This is a genomic window from Arthrobacter sp. PvP023 (assembly GCF_017832975.1).
In the GTDB taxonomy this organism is placed as follows: Bacteria; Actinomycetota; Actinomycetes; order Actinomycetales; family Micrococcaceae; genus Arthrobacter.
The window spans coordinates 1,760,486-1,778,850 of record NZ_JAFIBI010000001.1 but is presented as its reverse complement, the minus strand read 5'-3'; the positions used below and the strand labels follow the sequence as shown (position 1 = coordinate 1,778,850).

The window sequence follows — 18,365 nt, the reverse complement described above, 5'->3', positions numbered from 1 at the left end:
CCTTTCAAGACAGAAACCCCGCGCCGCTGACCTGTCAGACATGAATCAGACGGATCGGCTGCGCGGGGGTCCAAGAGTTACTTTACGACGATCGCCAGAACGTCGCGGGCGGACAGCACGAGGTACTCGGTGCCGCCGGTCTTGACTTCGGTTCCGCCGTACTTGGAGTAGATAACGACGTCGCCAACGGCTACGTCGACCGGAACGCGGTTGCCATCTTCAAAGCGGCCGGGGCCGACTGCAACAACTTCGCCTTCCTGCGGCTTCTCCTGCGCGGAGTCCGGGATAACCAGGCCGGAAGCCGTGGTCTGCTCTGCTTCGAGCGGGCGGACAACAATACGATCCTCAAGAGGCTTAATAGAGACCGACACTCGGACCTCTCCTTTACGTCAGCAAATTTATGGACTGGAAAACTGTTGCGCCTGCGCATGCAAACCGTCGTCGCGGTGCCGGCAGCAGCGTGGCTGGCAGTTCTTCATGTGTTAGCACCCTCCTAGGGAGAGTGCTAATGATGACTCTATGTAAGTGGTTAGCACTCGGTCAAGGCGAGTGCCAGAATTTCGTCCCGGGTGAACGGCTAGCGCCCTGCCAGGTCCTCAAAGTCGACGTCGTCGCCGTCGTCCGTATCGTCGTCGTTCGTAACGTTGCGGTTCCGGTAAAGCACGACGGCGGCGGCGAGCGCCGTAACCACCGAGGCAATGAGGAACACGAGGCCGCCCGTGCGGACGGCAGCATAGGACTCGCGGATTTCCCGGGCCTCGTCGGTGGCGTCCTGGATGTTCTTGCCGCCGACCGAGTACACCGTTGCGTTGAAGGAATCCAGGAAGAAGATGATGACCAGGAGCGCCAGGCAGACCACGGCGATGGCGGAACCGGCGATCAGCGCAGTCCGGGCATATTTGGCAAGTCCAGTGTGCTGCGGGCGGTCATTGCCCTGATCATCGACGGGTGGCTGCTGCACTGCGCTGTCTTCCATGTCTCCAACCCTAGCCGCACCGCGGGTGCAGGGCTCCTCGATTAGGCTTGATGACATGGCTGACGCACTGCAGGACCTGATCGCCCCGCTCCTGACCAGCGAAGGCTGGGAGCTGCTGGCGTCGCTGGGGCCCTACCGGGAGGACGAAGCGTTCCGGCTTAACGAGTCGCTCCGAAAGGCCGGCCACTCCCCCGCGCTGGTGTCCGCCGTCCTCACCCAGTCCAGGCTGCGGACCAAGGCCGAGACCAAATTCGGCGAATTCGCCCGGCAGATGATCTTCACGCCGGCCGGGCTGGAGCAGGCCACCCGCCTCAACGTCGCCGCCCGGCACGCAGAACGGTTCGCGGCCGCCGGTATCGAACATGTGGCCGATCTCGGATGCGGGCTGGGTGCCGATTCCATGGCCCTGGCCTCCATGGACATCCGGGTGACCGCCGTGGAAATGGACGAGACCACGGCGGCCTGCGCCACCATGAACCTGATTCCTTTCCCGCACGCCAGTGTGGTCCACTCCGATGCGACCTCCGTCCCGCTCGAGGGAGTGGGCGGCGTCTGGCTGGATCCGGCCAGACGCACCACCTCGACCTCGGGCACGCGGCGGATCTGGGATCCGGAGGAATTCTCCCCGCCGCTGTCCTTCGTGGAATCCCTTGCTGAGTCCGGGCGGGCCGTGGGCGTAAAGATGGGGCCGGGCATTCCGCATGACTCCGTGCCGGCCGGCTGCGAAGCGCAGTGGGTGTCCGTGGGCGGCGACGTCACCGAGGTGACGCTGTGGTTCAACGCGGTCAGCCGGCCCGGCATCCGGCGGGCGGCGCTGCTGCTGGGCCCGCAGGGCGCGGCGGAAATTACCAGCGGGGAAGAGTTCGACGGCGGCCCGGTGGCGCCCGTGGGTCCGGTGGAGGGGTACTTGTACGAGCCGGACGGGGCCGTCATCCGGGCCGGGCTCGTGGCTGATGTCGCGGCGCGGCTGGGCGGCCACCTCCTGGATGAGCACATTGCCTACATCTGTGCCCCGGAAATCGTGGACACCCCGTTTGCCAGGGCCTACAAAGTCCTTGAGGTCATGCCGTTCAACGTCAAGGCCCTCAAGGCCTGGGTGAAGCAGAACAACATCGGCGTACTGGACATCAAGAAGCGTGGCACATCCGTCACCCCGGAGGAACTCCGCAAGCAGCTTTTTGCCGGAGGCAAGAACGGCGGCAAAGGTTCGAAGGGCAAAAAGACAGCCACCCTGGTCCTCACCAGGATCGGCGAGGACAGGGTGGCCATCTCGGTGGAGCCGGTACAGCCCCGGATCTAACTGCGGGCCGAGGCGACCGGGCCCTAAGCGACTGGCCCTAAGCTACTGGGCCTAAGCTACTGGGCCCGCATGAACTCTTCTGCCGCCCGGACCTGCTCGTCGGTGGGCCGGACGCCGGTGTAGAGCACAAACTGCTCCAGGGCCTGGATGGTGGCGACTTCCGCGCCGGTGATCACGGTCTTGCCGGCGGTGCGGGCCGCCTTGATGAGCGGCGTCTCGGCGGGCAGCGCGACGACGTCGAACACCACCTTCGCGGCGTCCACTGCCTCCTGCGGGAAGGACAGCGAGTCGGCATCCGGCCCTCCCGCCATGCCGACGGGCGTGACGTTGATGATCATGTCCGCCGTTCCGCCCGCATCCGCTGCCGGCAGCTCGGGGATCCACGCGAAGCCGTAGAGGTCCGCCAGCGGCTTACCGGACGCCTCGTTCCGGGCGACGATGGTGACGTTCGTGAATCCCGCATCACGGAGGGCGGCGGCGGTGGCTTTGGCCATGCCGCCGGAACCCTTGAGCAGCACTGAGTAGTCGGTGGGGACGGCGTTGCGCTGCAGCAGCTGCTCGATGGCCGTGTAGTCGGTGTTGTAGGCCGTGAGCCGGCCTCCGTCATTCACGATCGTGTTGACGGAATCGATGGCCTTGGCGGAGGGGTCCATAGCGTCAACCAGCGCGATGACGTCTTCCTTGTACGGCATGGACACAGCGCAGCCCCGGATGCCCAGGCCCCTGACGCCGGCGATGGCCTGCGCCAGGTCCGTTGGGGCGAAAGCCTTGTAGATCCAGTTCAGGCCCAGCTGCTCATAAAGATGGTTGTGGAAGCGTGTCCCGTTGTTGCTCGGCCGGGCCGAGAGCGAGATGCACAGGGTCATGTCTTTATTCAGAATTGGCACGGGTCCATTAAACGCCTCCGGAGCCCGGTCAGCACTGTTACGCCACACGGCAGGGCGTCAGCAACCGCTTCCGGGGGCATACGGCCCGACGGCGGCAGGCAGCTTTCCGGGTGCCGGCGCCTTGCCGGCCAGGACGGCAGCCAGGGCATTGAAGGCTTCCTGGCTGCGCCCGTAGAGAGCCACCTTGGCGGGTGCCGACGAGCCGGCCAGCGGCCACGGGGCATCAAGGGCCACGACGACATCGCCCGTGGCCGGCGGCCCTTCGTAACCGATCAGCGTCACGAGCGGCCCGGCGCCGAGCGTAATTCCGGCCGCCCGGGCAGCCCTGGCGAACCGGGCGCGGTCCTGTTCACTGCCGCCAGCCACGCGGACGCTTCCCGGCACCATCGGCCCGTGGCACGGTCCGGCCAGGACGGTCACCGCGGCCGCGGAAATACGCTGGGAGAGGGCGGAGCCGCTTCCCGGGGCGGCGCCCTGTGGCGCAGGAGTCCGTGCACGCCACATCATCATGGTCACCACCCGCTGCGCGGCCTCGTCGAGGCGTGATGCCGGCACCGCACCGGTCTTGACGGCGCTGACCACTGCCGCGTGGGCGGCCGCCACGTCCCCGGGCATGAGCAGCAGATCCGCCCCCGCTGCCAGGGCCAGCGGCGCGGCGGAGTCCCCGGGGTACTGCTTCTTGATGGCACCCATGTTGAGTGCGTCGGTCACGGCAACGCCCTTGAAGCCCATGCCGCGGAGGGCGGCGTAGCTCTGCTTGGACAACGACGCCGGCACCCCCGGTTCCAGCGCGGGCACGGAGATGTGGCCGGTCATGATCATGGGCAGCCCGGCATCGATGGCGGCCTGGAAAGGTTTCCAGTCCTTTGCGCGGAGCTGCTCCACCGTTGCTTTCTGCACCGGCAGGTTCTCGTGCGAGTCGACGGCCACGGAGCCGTGCCCCGGGAAGTGCTTGGCGGAAGGCAGGACCCCGGCCGCCAGCATTCCCTGGGCAAAGCCGACGCCCAGGCCCGCTGCCGCGTCCGGGTCGCCGGACATCGCCCTGGCACCGATCGTCGGGTCCTGCGGCCCCGCTGTGACATCCGTGTCCGGTGCGAAATCCGCAGTGAAGCCGAGCCCGGCCAGCTCCGAGGCGAGCGCCTTGCCGGCGTCGGTTGCGAGCCCCACATTGCCGGCGGCGCCAAAGCTCATGGGCGCCGGCCATTCCGTCAATGGAGCGCGCAGCCTCGCCACGACCCCGCCCTCCTGGTCCACGCCGATCAGTGCCGGCCAGGTGCGTCCGTCCGCCTTGGCCGCGTTCCGAAGGCGGCTGATGCCTGCCGCCATGGCGGCGGTGTCCACGGTTCCGTCGGCGGAGAGGGGCACGTTGTCACCCATCACGATCGCCCCGCCCAGGTGCAGCCGTTCCATGGTGGCCGCGTGCGCAGCAAAATCCGTTCCGGCAAAGAACGGCATCATCACCTGCCCGGCCTTCTGTTCAACGCTCATTGCTGCGACGGCGGCGCGGGCTGAGTCTTCGTCCTGCTGCTGCGGCCCCCAGCCGAGCTGGCGTTCTCCCGGCGCCGGGGTGGCAGGCACGGACGAGTGCGGGGCGTCCGAAGCAGCGGGTTCGGACCGCATGGCTCCGCCGGACGGCGATGCCGTTGCGGGGGACGTTCCCGATGGCGACGGTGAAGGCACACCGGTGCAAGCAGCCGTCGCGAGCATGGCCGCCGTCATGGCGAGGGCCAGCGCTGATTTTTGGAAAGTCTTTGTGTCCGGCGTTTTTTCGTACGGCGTTTTTTTGTGGGAACTGTCACTGCGTCCTTGAAACCAAGCCATCAACTCGATGCTACCCCTGCACTAGAATTGAACCACCCGTTGCCCGCCCGCAGGCGGCTTCGGCAACGGACGGCGGAACAGTGAAGGGACCACATGAAGATTGATTTCGCTTCATCCAGGCAATCAACTCTTGGTGTGGAATGGGAGCTGGCGCTGGTCAATGCGCAAACCGGCGAACTGGCCTCAGTGGCCAATGAAGTGCTTCGCGGCGTCGCGGCCAACCATCCCGAGCTCAACGAGGACGACGAACACCCCCACATCAAGCAGGAACTCCTGCTGAACACAGTGGAGCTCGTCACCGGCATCTGCGAAACAGTGGCGCAGGCCAAGGCCGACCTCAGCAGTTCCCTTGCCGCGGTGCGGGAAGTCACCGACCCCATGGGCGTCGAGGTCTTCTGCGCCGGAAGCCATCCTTTCAGCCCTCCCCAGCTGCAGCCGGTCACGGACAAGGCCCGCTACGCCAAGCTCATCGACCGCACCCAGTGGTGGGGCCGCCAGATGGTGATCTACGGAGTCCACGTCCATGTGGGCCTGGACAGCCGCGACAAGGTCCTGCCGGTACTGGACGGCCTGGTGAACTATTTCCCGCACTTCCAGGCGCTGTCCGCGTCGAGTCCGTTCTGGGGCGGCGAGGACACCGGCTATGCTTCCCAGCGCGCGCTGATGTTCCAGCAGCTGCCTACCGCCGGCCTGCCGTTCCAGTTCTCCACCTGGGCGGAGTACGAGTCCTATGTCCAGGACATGTTCACCACCGGAGTGATCGACACAATCTCGGAGATCCGCTGGGATATCCGCCCGGTCCCCAACTTGGGCACCATCGAGATGCGCATTTGCGACGGCCTGGCCACGCTGGAGGAGGTCGGCGCGATCGCGGCGCTGACCCAGTGCCTGGTGGACGAGTTCTCCACCATCCTGGACAACGGCGGCACCATTCCCACCATGCCTCCCTGGCACGTCCAGGAGAACAAGTGGCGTGCCGCGCGGTACGGCCTCGAGGCGATCATCATCCTCGACGCCGAGGGCAACGAGCAGCTGGTCACCGAGCACCTGCTCGAAACCCTGAACCGGCTCGAGCCCGTGGCTGCGAAGCTCGGCTGCTCCGACGAGCTTGCCGACGTCGAAAAGATCATCAGCCGCGGTGCCGGATACCAGCGCCAGCGCCGCGTCGCCGCGGAACACGGCGGAGACCTCCGGGCCGTGGTGCTGGACCTCGTCAAACAGATGCGGAACGGCCCCACCGCCTGAACTTCTTAGCTGCGCTCCGGACGGGGGGCCGCGGCGCTGTGCGGGCTACGCCGAAACGGTGGTGACCGGCATGGACGAATCCGGGGCGAAGCCGATGCCGCTCGGCTCGATGCCGGCCATCACCAGCTGGGCACCGAGGGCGGCCACCATGGCACCGTTGTCTGTGCACAGCTCGAGCGGCGGAACAGTCAGCCGGATTCCGGCCGCCCTGCACCGCTGTTCGGTGAGCTGGCGCAGCCGCGAATTCGCGGCAACCCCGCCGCCCAGCAGGAGTTCGGTAATGCCGTTTTCCCTGCAGGCGAGCACCGCCTTGGAAGTGATGACGTCCACCACGGCTTCCTGGAAGGCGGCCGCGATGTCCGCGACCGGCACGTCGTCGCCACGGGCTTCGAACTGTTCCACGCAACGGGCGACAGCGGTCTTCAGTCCGCTGAAGGACCAGTCGTAGCGGTGCGGGCCGGGTTCGTCCGCGGTGCCCATGTACTTGGGTTGCGTCAGTCCGCGCGGGAACCGGATGGCCTTGGCGTTGCCGGTCCGGGCCAGTTTGTCGATGGCCGGCCCGCCGGGGTAGCCGAGCCCCAGGAGCCGGGCCACTTTGTCGTAGGCTTCGCCGGCGGCGTCGTCAATCGTGGAGCCCAGCAGCTCGACGTCGTCGGTGATGTTCCTGATCCGGAGGATTTCGGTGTGACCGCCGGATACCAGCAGAGCGCCCAGGTGTTCAGGCAGCGTGTTCTCTTCCTGCAGCAGGCCGACGCCCACATGGGCCACCAGGTGGTTGATGGCATACAGCGGCTTGCCCGTGGCCACCGCGAGCGCCTTGGCGGCGCACACACCCACCATCAGCGCCCCGGCCAGCCCGGGACCGGAGGTGACGGCGATAGCGTCCACGTCGTCGAGCCGGACTCCCGCCTCCGCGAGGGCTCCCTGGAGAGTGGGCACGAAAGCGTCCAGGTGTGCACGGGAGGCGATCTCGGGGATGACTCCGCCGAAGCGGACATGCTCTTCCATGGAGGAGGACACGGTGTTGCTGAGCAGCGCAGTTCCGCGCACGATTCCCACGCCAGTCTCATCGCAGGAGGACTCGATGCCCAGGACAAGGGGCTGTGTTCGGTTCATGGTGTGTCTGCCTCCGTGGCCGGCATAGTGTCTGTAGTCGCGCCGGTGCCCGCCGGCCGGTCGATCAGGGCGGAGTCCTGAAGCTGGAGCCGCATGATCAGGGCGTCAACGCCGTCCCGGTAATACCTCGGCCGGACATGGATCTGCTCGAAGCCGAAGCGGCGGTAGAGATCCTGGGCCCGGGGGTTGTCCGCCCTGACCTCCAGCAGCACGTCCGCCGCGCGGCGCCGCCGGCTTTCGGCGATGAGCTCGGTCAGCAGGGCCGAGCCGATTCCCTTGCCTTCGCACTCGGGTACCACGGCGATGGTCTGCACATCCGCAATCGGTTCGATGCACATCAGGCCGGCATAGCCCACAATGTCACCGGCAACCTCGGCCACAAGATAGTGGCGTGTCTCAGCCTGCGCCAGTTCGTCATGGAACATCTGCAGCGGCCAGGCGTCCACGGGGAACAGCCTGCATTCGAGGGTGTGCACCGCGGGGATGTCCGCCGCGTTCATGCTGCGCAGCGTCACCCCTGCCGGCACGGGGCCGGCCGCCATCCCGGTCACAGCGCACGCTTCCGGGGCCCGGGAACCTGCGCATCGGACTCGCGGAGGTACAGCGGCGTGGAGTCCAGCAGCTGCTCCCCCGCGGCCAGCCTCGCCAGGGCGAACTGGCCAAGATACAGGGCGTCCGGCTGCTCGGTGCTGAAATCCGGATCGGCTTTCAGCACGTCCTCGTAGATGCCCGCACCGGCACCGTAGGCCGGAAGGTCGGGAAGATCGGCGGCGAAGCCCACGTGAGGTCCGTCAACGAGCAGGGGCAGCTGGCCGTCCACGAGTGAATAGCGCGCCCAATAGACCTCTTTGCGTCGGGCATCCGTTGCCACCAGGAACTCCGGCACGGCAGCAGTCGATTCGGCCACTTCCAGGGCCATGGCGTCCAGGCTCATCAGGCCGTACAGGGGTTTGCCCCAGACGTAGGACAGGGTCCGCGCCGTGGCGATCCCGGACCGCAGTCCCGTGAACGGCCCCGGGCCCACGCCGGTCACAATCGCGTCAATGTCCGCACCGGTCACTCCGGCGTCAGCGAGCAGGGCGTCGATGCCGGGGGCCAGCACTTCGGCGTGGCTGCGGGTGTCCTCCGTGGAGAAACTCGCCAGCACGCCCTCCGGCGCGTCGTCCGAAACCAGCGCCGCACTGGCCACGGCTGAGGTGTCGATGGCAAGGATGAGCATCAGGAATTCCCTTTCAGGACGGCAGGCAGCAGGGGCTGTTCAGCCCAGCGGGGGCCGTAACCGCGGATCATGATGGTGCGGGGCTCATCGTCGTCGTCCGTATCGAAGTCCAGCACGCCGTCAGCGGCGCCCGGCGCGGAGCCTCCCGCAGCGCCGGGTGAGGAGCCCAGGTGACGGTGCAGTTCGACGTCGAGCACGCTGTCACTGAGGTGTTCCACCCGTCCGCGGCCCCACTCCACCACGGTGACGGTGCTGTCCATGGTGTTTTCGAGGTCGATGTCATCGATCTCCGCCGCGCTTTCCAGCCGGTAGGCATCCACGTGCACCAGGTCGGGGCCGCCGGGACGCGGGCCGTCCGGAAGGTTGGGATGGATGCGGACCAGGACGAACGTGGGGGAAATGATGCCGGCCCGCACCCCCAGCCCTTCGCCGAGTCCCTGGGTAAAGGTGGTCTTGCCGGCGCCGAGCTCTCCGGTCAGGATGACGAGGTCGCCCGCGTCAAGAACGGCGCCAAGGGCCGCCGCAAGGGCATGGGTTTCCTCGGCGCTCTGCACCGTCAGGGACAGCTCCCACTGCGGATCATTCATCGCGCCTCACCCGGTCCGTCCGTATGGCTTTCGTTGACGTACCGTCGGGGAACACGCGGACTGATCCGGGTCACGATCTCGTAGTTGATGGTGCCCGCCGCGCGGGCCCAGTCGTCCGCCGTCGGGCCGCCGTCTGTGCCGTCGCCGAAGAGGACGGCCTCGGCACCCAGCACGCTGGCCCCGCCGGACGACACGCGGCGGGGTCCGAGGTCGATCACCATCTGGTCCATCGCAATCCTGCCTACCACCGGGTAATTCCGGCCTTCCACCCGCACCGGGCCGCCCGTGGCCACGCGGGGCACACCGTCCGCGTAGCCCAGCGGGATCAGTCCCAGCGTGCTGGCGGCGGCGGTCCGGTAATTGAGGCCGTAGGAAACGCCCTGGCCCGCGGGGACGTCCTTGCAGTGGGACACCTTGGTGCGGACGGTCATCGCCGGGCGGAGGCCCAGCTCGGCCGGCGACTGGCCCTCGAAGGGTGAGAGTCCATAAATGCCAAGTCCCACGCGGACCAGGTCGAAGTGCGTGTCCGGGCGGGACAGTGCGGCAGGGGTGTTGGCCAGGTGCCGCACTTCGGGGTCCACGCCGGCGTCCTCCGCAATGGCCAGGACTTCGCGGAAGGCCTGCAGCTGCTGGTCCGTTTCCGGACGGTGCGGCTCATCCGCCACGGCGAGGTGGGAGAAGATGCCCACCACGCGGAGCAGGCCTTCGTCCTGGTATTCCATGGCTTCGCCCACCAGGCTGTCCCATGCCTCCAGCGTTGAGCCGTTGCGGCCCAGGCCGGTGTCCACCTTCAGGTGGATGCGCGCGGGGCGTTCCTGCTCCCGGGCCGCCAGGACGATCTTTTCCAGCTCCCAGCCGGAGCAGCCGATGTCTATCCCGGCGGCGACGGCGGCACCGAAGTTGCTGTCCGGCGTGTGCAGCCAAGCGAGCAGCGGGGCCTCGATGCCTGCAGCGCGCAGGGCAAGCGCCTCTGATATGTGCGCAACACCAAGCCAGCGGGCACCGGCTTCCAGCGCAGCACGCGCCACCGGAACGGCACCGTGCCCGTAGGCATCGGCCTTCACCACGGCCATGACCTGCGCGGGAGAGGCGACGGCGGCCAGATGGCGCACGTTGTGCCGGATGGCGTCCAGGTCGATCACTGCTGAACGTTCGCTGGCTGAACGTTCGGTTGCTGCTGGGTAAGTCACCCTAGTGATTCTAGTGGCGGCACGGCGGGTGGCTTAATTCAGCTAGGCGTCGGAGAGGTGGGCGATGGTTGCCGTGGCCCGGCGCAGGGCCTGCGGGGGAACATCGCGGACGATTTCCTCGAGGAAGCTGAAGCGCCGCAGCCACTGGCTGCTTTGCCGTTCCGGCCTAGCGTTGGCCCGCTTCCACCAGTCGGCGATGTCGCCCCAGCCGGGTGCTGCGAGGGACCCGCCCACTTCCTGGACCGCCAGCGACGCGCACAGGTTGGCGAACCGCAGCCGGTCCGCCAGCGGCCAGCGCGCCAGGCTGCCCACAATGAAGGCAGCGCCGAAGCAGTCCCCGGCCCCGGTGGGGTCAAAGGCCGAGACGGGCAGCGACGGCACCCATTCCTCCTCGCCCGTTTCGGAGTCCACGGCCATGGCACCTTGCGGCCCCAGGGTCACCACGGCCACCGGAACCCGGTCGGCGAGTGCATACAGCGCCGCCCAGGGCGTGTCCCGGCCGGTGAACGCCATGGCCTCGCGCTGGTTGGGCATAAATGCGTGGAAGTACTCGAGGTTGTCCAGCCTGGTGGACGACCATTTGCCGGTGGCGTCCCAGCCGACGTCGCCGAAAAGTTTGACTCCGGCGCTGTGGGCGGCAACCGCCCACGGGGCCAGTTCCTCATCCAGGTCGGCGACGGCGGCGAGAGCGGCCGGCGGCGTCCCGATCAGTTCCGAGGAGGTGACCGGCGCCGGGTGGCCGTGGGTCACCATGGAGCGGTCGTGCTGCACGCTCAGCGAGACGGTCACGGGCGAGTGCCAGCCTGGTACCCGCTTGGACAGGGACAGGTCCACGTGCTCCTGGGCGGCCAGGATCTTCCAGTTGTAGTCCCCGTAGCCGTCATCGCCGAAGGCAGCCGCCAGCCCGGTCCGCAGTCCCAGCCGGGCGGCGGCAATGGCCTGGTTGGCCACACCGCCCGGGCAGCTGCCCATTCCCTCGCTCCAGATTTCAGTGCCTGGCTCCGGCGCGTGGGGCAGCCCGGTGAAGATGATGTCCTGGAAGACCGTCCCCGTCAGGAGCAGGTCGAAGCTCCCGTCCGCGGGAGTGCGGACGGCGGAGAGCGGGTCGAACCGGCGCTCTGGTATCGCGTCCATGTTCGGCAGACTACGCCCTCGCGCCACGCCTGCAAAGAGCCCTGCCGCGGGGCGCGCCACGGGCTGGGCGCGGGTCCCCGTGAGTGGCCGGCCGCAGCAGAATAGACTGCGAGGTATGCGGCTCATGATTGCCGGTGGCGGCGGGTTCCGTGTCCCGCTCGTGTACCGGGCGCTCACCTCCGGCCCCTTCGCAGGGCTGGTTCGCGAGCTTGTGCTCTTCGACGTCGATCCCCTGCGGCTGGCCGCGATCAAGGCCGTCCTGGCATCAATGGGTGCGTCCGGCGGCGCACCCGGTCCTGCGGTCAGCACCACCACATCGTTGGCCGAGGGCCTCGGCGGCACCGACATGGTGTTCGCGGCCATCCGCCCCGGAGGAACAGCGGGCCGGACCGCCGACGAACGCGTGGCAATCGGCCTGGGCCTGCTGGGCCAGGAGACCACGGGCGCAGGCGGAATCTCCTACGCCCTGCGGTCCATCCCCGGGATGCTGGCCCTGGCCCGCGAAATGAAGCAGCGATGCCCTGGGGCATGGCTGATCAACTTCACCAACCCGGCCGGAATGGTCACCGAGGCGCTGGTCCCCGTGCTGGGCACCAGGGTGATCGGCATCTGCGATTCGGCCGGCGGCCTGGTCCACCGCGCTGCCCGGGCAGCCGGCGCCCCGCTGCCTGAGGGAAAGCTCGACGGCGTGGGCTACTACGGACTCAACCATTTGGGCTGGCTGTACCGGCTGGAGTCGGGGGGTCAGGACCTGCTGCCCGGACTGCTGGCGGACGCACAGGCCCTGTCCGGCTTCGAGGAGGGACGGCTCTTCCCGCAGCCCTTCCTCCAGGCACTGGGCTGCCTGCCCAACGAGTACCTCTATTACTACTACGACACCGAACGGGCCGTCGGCGCCATCCGCGCGATGCGGCAGACACGCGGCGAATCGATCCACGACCAGCAGTCCGGGCTGTACCCGGCACTGGCCGCGGCCGGGCCCCGCGCCTACGAACTGTGGGACTCGGCCCGACGTTCGCGCGAGGAAGGCTACCTGGCTGAGGCACGCGCCGGCGGCGAACAGCGGGACGAGGAGGACCTCGCGGGCGGCGGGTACGAGCGCGTTGCCCTCGGCGTGATGCGGGCTCTGTCGGGTGGTGCGCCGGCCGGGGGTACGGAGCTCATCCTGAACACCCCAAACGCAGGTTCGGTTCCCGGGTTGCCGGCGGACGCCGTCGTCGAGGTTCCCTGCCGGGTGACCGCCGACGGCGCGGTGCCGCTGCCGCAGGAACGGCCCGGAGACGCGCAACTTGCCCTCATGCAGCGGGTCAAGGAGGTGGAGCGGCTCACGGTGTCGTCGGTGGTGCAGGGACGACGGGCCGACGCTCTTCAGGCGTTCGCGTTGCACCCGCTGATCGATTCCGAGGAGCTGGCTGTGAAGCTGTTGGCCGGCTACGAAGCGGCGTTTCCGGCTCTCGGACAGCTGTGGGGCGACGGGGCCTGACTCCGGCGGTGCTGGTTCCGGCTGTGCCTACAGCTTGCGGTACATCACCTTCAGGCCCACGTAGCCCAGCGTCGGGTGGTTGAAGGCGTCCGGAATGGTGGCCAGGACTTCGAAGCCCATGGCCTGCCAGGCCGCCACGGCACGGACGTTGCTCTCCACCACGGCGTTGAACTGCATGGCCCGGAAGCCTGCCGCCCGGGCCGCGTCCAGCGAATAGGCGCAGAGGGCCCTGGCCAGTCCTTTGCCGGCGTGGTCCGGGTGGACCATGTAGCCTGCGTTGGCCACATGGCTGCCTCCCCCGCCCTGGTTGGCGTGCAGCTCTCCTGTCCCCAGCACCGACCCGTCCTGGACAGCCACGAATGCCTGGCCCGGGGCGTCCTTGAACCAGCGCGCGCGGGCCTCGTCCTCCGTGGTGCCGCGGTCCCACGTGAAGGTCTCCCCGGCCCGGATGACGGGTTCCAGGATGGCCCACATGCCGGGCCAGTCGGCTGCGGTGGCGCCGCGGATTTGGATGCCGGCCGGGTGCCGGCTTGACTCTGCGGTTGCGTCTGCGGTTGCGCTCACACGCGCCACGTTAGCAGGAGGGCTCTCGGTGCTCGGGACAGTGCTCGGGACACTGTGAAGGCCGGGTCACTTCAGGAGTAGTGTTTTATCGGATGCAGTTCCGCCAGCCGAAGGGAGAGCCGTGACTCTGATCCGCCGTGTCGCGTTCCTTTCCCTGCACACCTCGCCCATGGAACAGCCCGGTTCCGGCGACGCCGGCGGCATGAACGTGTACGTGCGGGCGCTGGCCTCGGCGCTGGCCGCCAGCGGCGTCGAGGTGGAAATCTTCACCCGGTCCACGTCGTCGGGGCAGCCCGCCGTCGAACACCCGGATCCCGGTGTGTGCGTCCACAACGTGATCTCCGGACCGCCGCGGAAGCTGCCCAAAGAGGAGCTTCCGGAGCTGCTGCACAGCATGGTGGCGGAAATTGAGCGCATCCGGCAGCGCCAGCCGCACGGCCGGTACGACCTCATCCATTCGCACTACTGGGTGTCCGGCGTGGCCGGGCTGGAGCTTTCCCGGCTGTGGGGCGTGCCGCTGGTGCACACTATGCACACCATGGCCAAGGTCAAGAACCTCCTCCTGCAGTCCGGTGAGAAGCCCGAACCGCGGCGGCGTGAGGACGGCGAACACCGCATCGTCGACGGCGCCACCCGGCTGATCGCGAACACCCCGGCCGAAGCCGCGGAACTCGTGTCGCATTACGACGCCGACTTCGACCACATCGACGTGGCTCCCCCGGGTGTGGACCTGACAGTTTTCACACCCGCCTTCCGCCCCCGGTCCCGTGCACAGCTCGGAGTACCCGCCGGCAAGTTCCACCTGCTGTTCGCCGGACGGATCCAGCGGCTCAAAGGACCGCAGGTCCTCGTCAAGGCAGCTGCCCTGCTCCGCTCGCGCCGCCCCGACATCGACCTCCAGGTGACCATCCTGGGCGCCCTGAGCGGGGCCAAGGACTTCGACCTGAAGGCGCTGATCAGCGCTGCCGGAATGGACGACGTCGTCACCCACCACCCGCCGGTGAACGCACCGGAGCTGGCCGGCTGGTTCCGCTCGGCCGACGTCGTGGTGATGCCGTCCTACAGTGAATCCTTCGGCCTGGTGGCGTTGGAAGCCCAGGCCTGCGGGACTCCGGTGGTGGCAACCCGGGTGGGCGGACTGTCCCGGGCCATCTTCGACGGACGGACCGGGCTGCTGGTGGACGGGCACAAAGCCGCTGACTGGGCCGATGTCCTGGAAGCGCTCTATGACGATCCCGCCACCCGCGGGGACATGGGGCGGGCCGCAGCCCTGCACGCCCAGGGCTTCGGCTGGCAGCGCACCGCCGCCATCACGCTGGAAAGCTACCACGCCGCCGTCGACCAGTACATTGATAGTCACAGAATTCCGGTGGGCCACACGCCTTGAGCCGGAAGCGCCGGGCGGGACCCCCGAACGGCTTTCCCTGAAGCCACGAACTGAAGGACAACGATGTCTGACAACAACGTCATGAGTGACCTGGAAATCGCCCAGCGCGCCACCATGCGGCCCATCGGTGACATCGCAGCCGCGGCAGGCATCAACGCCGACGCCGTGGAACTCTATGGCCGGTACAAGGCGAAGATCGATCCGGCGAAGCTTGTGGCTCCGGCAGGGGCACCGGACCGCCTGCCGGGCAAGGTGGTGCTTGTCTCGGCGATGTCCCCCACTCCGGCGGGCGAGGGGAAGTCCACCACCACGGTGGGCCTGGCGGATTCCCTGGCCCGGGCGGGCCGGAAGGTGATGATTGCCCTGCGCGAGCCGTCCCTGGGTCCCGTGCTGGGCATGAAGGGCGGGGCCACCGGAGGGGGCTACTCCCAGGTGCTGCCCATGGAGGAAATCAACCTGCACTTCACCGGCGACTTCCACGCCATCACCTCGGCGAACAACGCACTCATGGCCCTGGTGGACAACCATATTTTCCAGGGCAACGAACTCAACATCGATCCCCGCAGGATGACCTTCAAGCGGGTCCTGGATATGAATGACCGCTCCCTCCGCGAAGTGGTCATTGGCCTCGGCGGACCGGCCCAGGGCGTCCCGCGGCAGGACGGCTTCGACATCACCGTGGCTTCGGAGATCATGGCGGTGTTCTGCCTGGCCACGGACATCGCCGATCTCCGTGCCCGGCTGGGCCGCATCACCTTCGGCTATACCTACGACCGCGAACCCGTCACGGTGGCGGACCTCGGCGTCCAGGGCGCACTGACCATGCTGCTCAGGGATGCGATCAAACCCAACCTCGTGCAGACCATCGCCGGGACCCCAGCCCTGGTGCACGGCGGCCCGTTCGCCAACATCGCACACGGCTGCAACTCGCTGATCGCCACCCAGACCGCCCGCCGGCTCGCGGACATCGTGGTCACCGAAGCCGGCTTCGGGGCCGACCTGGGGGCCGAAAAGTTCATGGATATCAAGGCGAGGGTGGCAGACGTGGCGCCGTCCGCCGTCGTGCTTGTGGCCACGGTCCGGGCGCTGAAGATGCACGGCGGGGTGGCAAAGGACCGGCTGAAGGAGCCCAACGTGGAGGCGCTGGCCGCCGGCACGGCAAATCTCCGGCGGCACATCCGCAACGTGGAGAAGTTTGGAATCACTCCCGTGGTGGCCGTCAACAAGTTCGCGACGGACACCCGGGAGGAGCTGGACTGGCTGCTGGAGTGGTGCGCCGGCGAAGGAGTGCAGGCCGCGGTGGCCGACGTCTGGGGCCGGGGCGGCGGCGGGGACGGCGGCGACGAACTCGCGGCGAAGGTGCTCGCAGCCCTTGATGCCCCGCACACTTTCCGGCACCTGTATCCGCTGGACCTGTCTGTGGAGGACAAGATCCGCACCATCGTGCAGGAAATGTACGGGGCCGACGGCGTGGACTTCTCCGTGCCAGCGCTCAAACGCCTGGCCGAAATCGAGAAGAACGGCTGGGCCGGCATGCCCGTCTGCATGGCCAAGACCCAGTACTCGTTCAGCGACGACGCCACGAAGCTGGGTGCGCCGAAAGGCTTCACGGTGCACGTCCGGGACCTCATCCCCAAGACCGGGGCGGGCTTCATCGTGGCGCTGACCGGCGCGGTGATGACCATGCCGGGCCTGCCCAAAGTTCCTGCAGCCCTGCGGATGGACGTGGACGACACCGGCAAGCCCCTGGGCCTCTTCTAGACGCTCTCTCACTTCCTGCCGCCTTTTCCCGGACGCTCTCTCACTTCCTGCCGGTTTTTCCCAGACGCTCTCTCACTCCCTACCGGTTTTTCCCCGACGCTCTCTCACTTCCTCCCGACCAAACAGCTGCCTGTGGATAACTTCTGCAGCGCGAGTGGTTTTCGGGTAACAATGCCAGCATGCAAAAGCGCAACGAATTGCCCGGCCATCTGGCGGCGGCTCCATTCACGTTGGATTCAGCGCGGGCGTCCGGAGTTTCCAGGGCCAGGCTGCGGCGGAAAGATGTGGTTCATGTGGGCCGCGGACTCTACCGCCCGTCAGACTGGAACTTCGAACTGGAGGCCGCGGCAAGGGCGTTGTCCACCGCGTCGCCAGGGGCTTGGATATCCCACGTCACGGCAGCTCGGCTTCACTGCCAACTCCTGCCACCCTGGCTAGCTGACTCGACGGAGTTGCACTTGAGCAAGCCCCGGGCCCTGCCCTCTGTGCGCCGCAACGGCGTTATCGGCCACACGGTGGTGGCCCTCGAAGACGAGATTGAATCGATCGATGGCCTCCGCGTCAGTACCCGTTCGCGGACCTGGCTGGATCTGGCGCGACGGCTGCCGGTGAGCGATCTGGTGTGCATGGGCGATCAACTAATCCGTGTCCCGCGAGTGGCGTTCGAGGGACGCACCCGGCCTTATGACACTTTGGACGGTCTCCGCACCTTAGTTGGCCGCCACCCAAACCTGCAGGGTGTAGTACGCGCCCGGGAGGCGCTGCACCTCATGCGGGTCGGTGCGGACTCCGCGCCTGAATCGCTTCTCCGCCTGGCGATGGCCGACGCCGGCCTCCCTGAGCCGGAGCTCCAGTTGGCGTTGCGCCCAACGGATGCCGTTTCGCCGACGGCCGATCTGGGCTACCGTCATCGGCGTCTCGCCATCCAGTATGACGGCGAACATCACCTTCTCGACGCCCAGATCTTCAGCGACCGACGGCGGGACAAAGCATTTGAGTCGGCTGGCTGGACGGTCCTGATCCTCGGCAAGGACGATCTTGCTGATGGTTGCCGGCCGGCCGTCAGCAAGATCAAACGACTGCTGCGCACCGCATGGCTCGATCATCCCCAAGCGTCCGGTTTTGCCGACGCCGGGTGAGAGAGCGTTGCGCCAAAACCCGCCAAAAGTGAGAGAGGATCAATCTTAAACCTGCAGGGAGTGAGAGAGCGTTTGGTCCTTCACCTTGGCCCCCACCCCCGCACGGCCACCGCGCTTGAGCGAAACGAAGACCACCACGACGCTTAGCACCACCAGACCGGCGACGTACGCCGCGGTGGCCGGGTCCTCGGCAAGAAGTTGCGGGATCGCCCGCCCCGGGACGGCGACGGCAAAAATGAAGGCCACGGCAATGCCGACGTAGCTGCCCACCATGTTGCCCAGGTGCGACGGAACGTTACGGCGAATTGCACTGACAAGGCCGAGGGTAACAGTCACGATGGTGAAGGCGGACAGCCCGTGCAACCAGGTGAAATGTTCTGCGGTCACAATCCAGAAACTACTGAAGCAGACGTAGTACATGGCCGCCACCCAGAGGTATCCCATGGTGCGGTGGATGCGGTCGCGGCGCCGTCGAAGAATCTGAAAGGGGCCAATCACAAGGACGAACAGCGCTGCGATCACATGGCTGACTAGCAGTACATTCCAGGGCTCCATA

18 protein-coding genes are annotated in these 18,365 nt (G+C 67.4%); 6 read left to right on the top strand and 12 right to left on the bottom strand.

Annotated elements, in window-relative coordinates; genetic code table 11:
- Positions 1-77: 77 nt before the first annotated feature.
- Together groES and JOE31_RS08215 are read right to left on the bottom strand one after the other, a co-directional pair.
- Positions 78-371: a co-chaperone GroES gene (groES, locus tag JOE31_RS08220; RefSeq protein WP_003805290.1), complete on the bottom strand. Its 294-nt coding sequence runs from the start codon at positions 369-371 to the stop codon at positions 78-80.
- 206 nt (positions 372-577) lie between these two features.
- Complete coding sequence (locus JOE31_RS08215) at positions 578-976, bottom strand: hypothetical protein (protein WP_209743202.1); 399 nt, start codon at positions 974-976, stop codon at positions 578-580.
- A 55-nt stretch (positions 977-1,031) separates the two neighbouring features.
- Between JOE31_RS08215 and JOE31_RS08210 the strand changes: the two genes are divergently transcribed.
- Positions 1,032-2,276: a class I SAM-dependent methyltransferase gene (locus JOE31_RS08210; protein ID WP_209743199.1), complete on the top strand. Its 1,245-nt coding sequence runs from the start codon at positions 1,032-1,034 to the stop codon at positions 2,274-2,276.
- A gap of 56 nt (positions 2,277-2,332) precedes the next feature.
- Here the strand turns inward: JOE31_RS08210 and JOE31_RS08205 are convergent, their stop codons facing one another.
- Together JOE31_RS08205 and JOE31_RS08200 are read right to left on the bottom strand one after the other, a co-directional pair.
- Positions 2,333-3,163: a shikimate 5-dehydrogenase gene (locus tag JOE31_RS08205; protein WP_307864388.1), complete on the bottom strand. Its 831-nt coding sequence runs from the start codon at positions 3,161-3,163 to the stop codon at positions 2,333-2,335.
- Positions 3,164-3,220: 57 nt separating this feature from the next.
- Complete coding sequence (locus JOE31_RS08200) at positions 3,221-4,651, bottom strand: glycoside hydrolase family 3 N-terminal domain-containing protein (protein WP_209748252.1); 1,431 nt, start codon at positions 4,649-4,651, stop codon at positions 3,221-3,223.
- 426 nt (positions 4,652-5,077) lie between these two features.
- On the opposite strand from JOE31_RS08200, the gene JOE31_RS08195 reads away from it, so the two are divergent.
- Entirely contained in the window at positions 5,078-6,229 is a 1,152-nt protein-coding gene (locus JOE31_RS08195) for a glutamate--cysteine ligase (protein WP_209743197.1), read from the top strand.
- A gap of 45 nt (positions 6,230-6,274) precedes the next feature.
- Here JOE31_RS08195 and tsaD read toward each other — a convergent pair whose 3' ends face one another.
- From tsaD to JOE31_RS08165, 6 genes are read right to left on the bottom strand one after another with little or no spacing between them, the layout of a single operon-like run.
- Positions 6,275-7,345, bottom strand: a complete 1,071-nt coding sequence (gene tsaD, locus JOE31_RS08190) for a tRNA (adenosine(37)-N6)-threonylcarbamoyltransferase complex transferase subunit TsaD (RefSeq protein WP_209743195.1) — start codon at positions 7,343-7,345, stop codon at positions 6,275-6,277.
- Positions 7,342-7,887, bottom strand: coding sequence for a ribosomal protein S18-alanine N-acetyltransferase (gene rimI, locus JOE31_RS08185; RefSeq protein WP_209748250.1), 546 nt, complete (start codon positions 7,885-7,887; stop codon positions 7,342-7,344). The genes tsaD and rimI overlap by 4 nt, the downstream gene beginning before the upstream one ends.
- A 5-nt stretch (positions 7,888-7,892) precedes the next feature.
- Positions 7,893-8,564 carry a tRNA (adenosine(37)-N6)-threonylcarbamoyltransferase complex dimerization subunit type 1 TsaB gene (tsaB, locus tag JOE31_RS08180; RefSeq protein WP_209743193.1) on the bottom strand — a complete coding sequence of 224 codons (672 nt, stop codon included), beginning with the start codon at positions 8,562-8,564 and terminating at the stop codon, positions 7,893-7,895.
- A complete protein-coding gene (gene tsaE, locus JOE31_RS08175; RefSeq protein WP_209743191.1) occupies positions 8,564-9,151 on the bottom strand; it encodes a tRNA (adenosine(37)-N6)-threonylcarbamoyltransferase complex ATPase subunit type 1 TsaE in 588 nt (195 codons plus the stop codon). The genes tsaB and tsaE overlap by 1 nt, the downstream gene beginning before the upstream one ends.
- The gene (gene alr / locus JOE31_RS08170) at positions 9,148-10,341 is read right to left on the bottom strand and encodes an alanine racemase (RefSeq protein WP_209743189.1); all 1,194 of its coding nucleotides are present in this window, start codon (positions 10,339-10,341) and stop codon (positions 9,148-9,150) included. The genes tsaE and alr overlap by 4 nt, the downstream gene beginning before the upstream one ends.
- 42 nt (positions 10,342-10,383) lie before the next feature.
- On the bottom strand, positions 10,384-11,475 hold the full coding sequence (locus JOE31_RS08165; protein WP_209743188.1) for a PfkB family carbohydrate kinase: 1,092 nt from the start codon (positions 11,473-11,475) through the stop codon (positions 10,384-10,386).
- Positions 11,476-11,590: 115 nt separating this feature from the next.
- Here JOE31_RS08165 and JOE31_RS08160 point away from each other — a divergent pair, with 115 nt between their 5' ends.
- Positions 11,591-12,958 carry a 6-phospho-beta-glucosidase gene (locus JOE31_RS08160; RefSeq protein ID WP_209743186.1) on the top strand — a complete coding sequence of 456 codons (1,368 nt, stop codon included), beginning with the start codon at positions 11,591-11,593 and terminating at the stop codon, positions 12,956-12,958.
- Between the two features lie 27 nt (positions 12,959-12,985).
- Here JOE31_RS08160 and JOE31_RS08155 read toward each other — a convergent pair whose 3' ends face one another.
- The gene (locus tag JOE31_RS08155) at positions 12,986-13,522 is read right to left on the bottom strand and encodes a GNAT family N-acetyltransferase (protein WP_209743184.1); all 537 of its coding nucleotides are present in this window, start codon (positions 13,520-13,522) and stop codon (positions 12,986-12,988) included.
- Between the two features lie 121 nt (positions 13,523-13,643).
- Here JOE31_RS08155 and mshA point away from each other — a divergent pair, with 121 nt between their 5' ends.
- From mshA to JOE31_RS08140, 3 genes are all read left to right on the top strand, one after another.
- Entirely contained in the window at positions 13,644-14,909 is a 1,266-nt protein-coding gene (gene mshA / locus JOE31_RS08150; RefSeq protein WP_209743182.1) for a D-inositol-3-phosphate glycosyltransferase, read from the top strand.
- A gap of 63 nt (positions 14,910-14,972) precedes the next feature.
- Complete coding sequence (locus tag JOE31_RS08145; protein WP_209743180.1) at positions 14,973-16,670, top strand: formate--tetrahydrofolate ligase; 1,698 nt, start codon at positions 14,973-14,975, stop codon at positions 16,668-16,670.
- 179 nt (positions 16,671-16,849) lie between these two features.
- Positions 16,850-17,809: a hypothetical protein gene (locus JOE31_RS08140; protein WP_209743178.1), complete on the top strand. Its 960-nt coding sequence runs from the start codon at positions 16,850-16,852 to the stop codon at positions 17,807-17,809.
- Positions 17,810-17,854: 45 nt separating this feature from the next.
- Here JOE31_RS08140 and JOE31_RS08135 read toward each other — a convergent pair whose 3' ends face one another.
- Positions 17,855-18,364, bottom strand: a complete 510-nt coding sequence (locus tag JOE31_RS08135; RefSeq protein ID WP_209743177.1) for a DUF2306 domain-containing protein — start codon at positions 18,362-18,364, stop codon at positions 17,855-17,857.
- Position 18,365: the final 1 nt, after the last annotated feature.

What these genes read in the sequence shown, in the direction of transcription:
- JOE31_RS08215 (WP_209743202.1), bottom strand. Translation starts at nt 976, where the DNA reads ATGGAAGACAGCGCAGTGCAGCAGCCACCCGTCGATGATCAGGGCAAT.
- JOE31_RS08210 (WP_209743199.1), top strand. Translation starts at nt 1,032, where the DNA reads ATGGCTGACGCACTGCAGGACCTGATCGCCCCGCTCCTGACCAGCGAA.
- JOE31_RS08200 (WP_209748252.1), bottom strand. Translation starts at nt 4,651, where the DNA reads ATGAGCGTTGAACAGAAGGCCGGGCAGGTGATGATGCCGTTCTTTGCC.
- JOE31_RS08195 (WP_209743197.1), top strand. Translation starts at nt 5,078, where the DNA reads ATGAAGATTGATTTCGCTTCATCCAGGCAATCAACTCTTGGTGTGGAA.
- tsaD (WP_209743195.1), bottom strand. Translation starts at nt 7,345, where the DNA reads ATGAACCGAACACAGCCCCTTGTCCTGGGCATCGAGTCCTCCTGCGAT.
- rimI (WP_209748250.1), bottom strand. Translation starts at nt 7,887, where the DNA reads ATGGCGGCCGGCCCCGTGCCGGCAGGGGTGACGCTGCGCAGCATGAAC.
- tsaB (WP_209743193.1), bottom strand. Translation starts at nt 8,564, where the DNA reads ATGCTCATCCTTGCCATCGACACCTCAGCCGTGGCCAGTGCGGCGCTG.
- tsaE (WP_209743191.1), bottom strand. Translation starts at nt 9,151, where the DNA reads ATGAATGATCCGCAGTGGGAGCTGTCCCTGACGGTGCAGAGCGCCGAG.
- JOE31_RS08165 (WP_209743188.1), bottom strand. Translation starts at nt 11,475, where the DNA reads ATGGACGCGATACCAGAGCGCCGGTTCGACCCGCTCTCCGCCGTCCGC.
- JOE31_RS08160 (WP_209743186.1), top strand. Translation starts at nt 11,591, where the DNA reads ATGCGGCTCATGATTGCCGGTGGCGGCGGGTTCCGTGTCCCGCTCGTG.
- JOE31_RS08145 (WP_209743180.1), top strand. Translation starts at nt 14,973, where the DNA reads ATGTCTGACAACAACGTCATGAGTGACCTGGAAATCGCCCAGCGCGCC.
- JOE31_RS08140 (WP_209743178.1), top strand. Translation starts at nt 16,850, where the DNA reads ATGCAAAAGCGCAACGAATTGCCCGGCCATCTGGCGGCGGCTCCATTC.
- JOE31_RS08135 (WP_209743177.1), bottom strand. Translation starts at nt 18,364, where the DNA reads ATGGAGCCCTGGAATGTACTGCTAGTCAGCCATGTGATCGCAGCGCTG.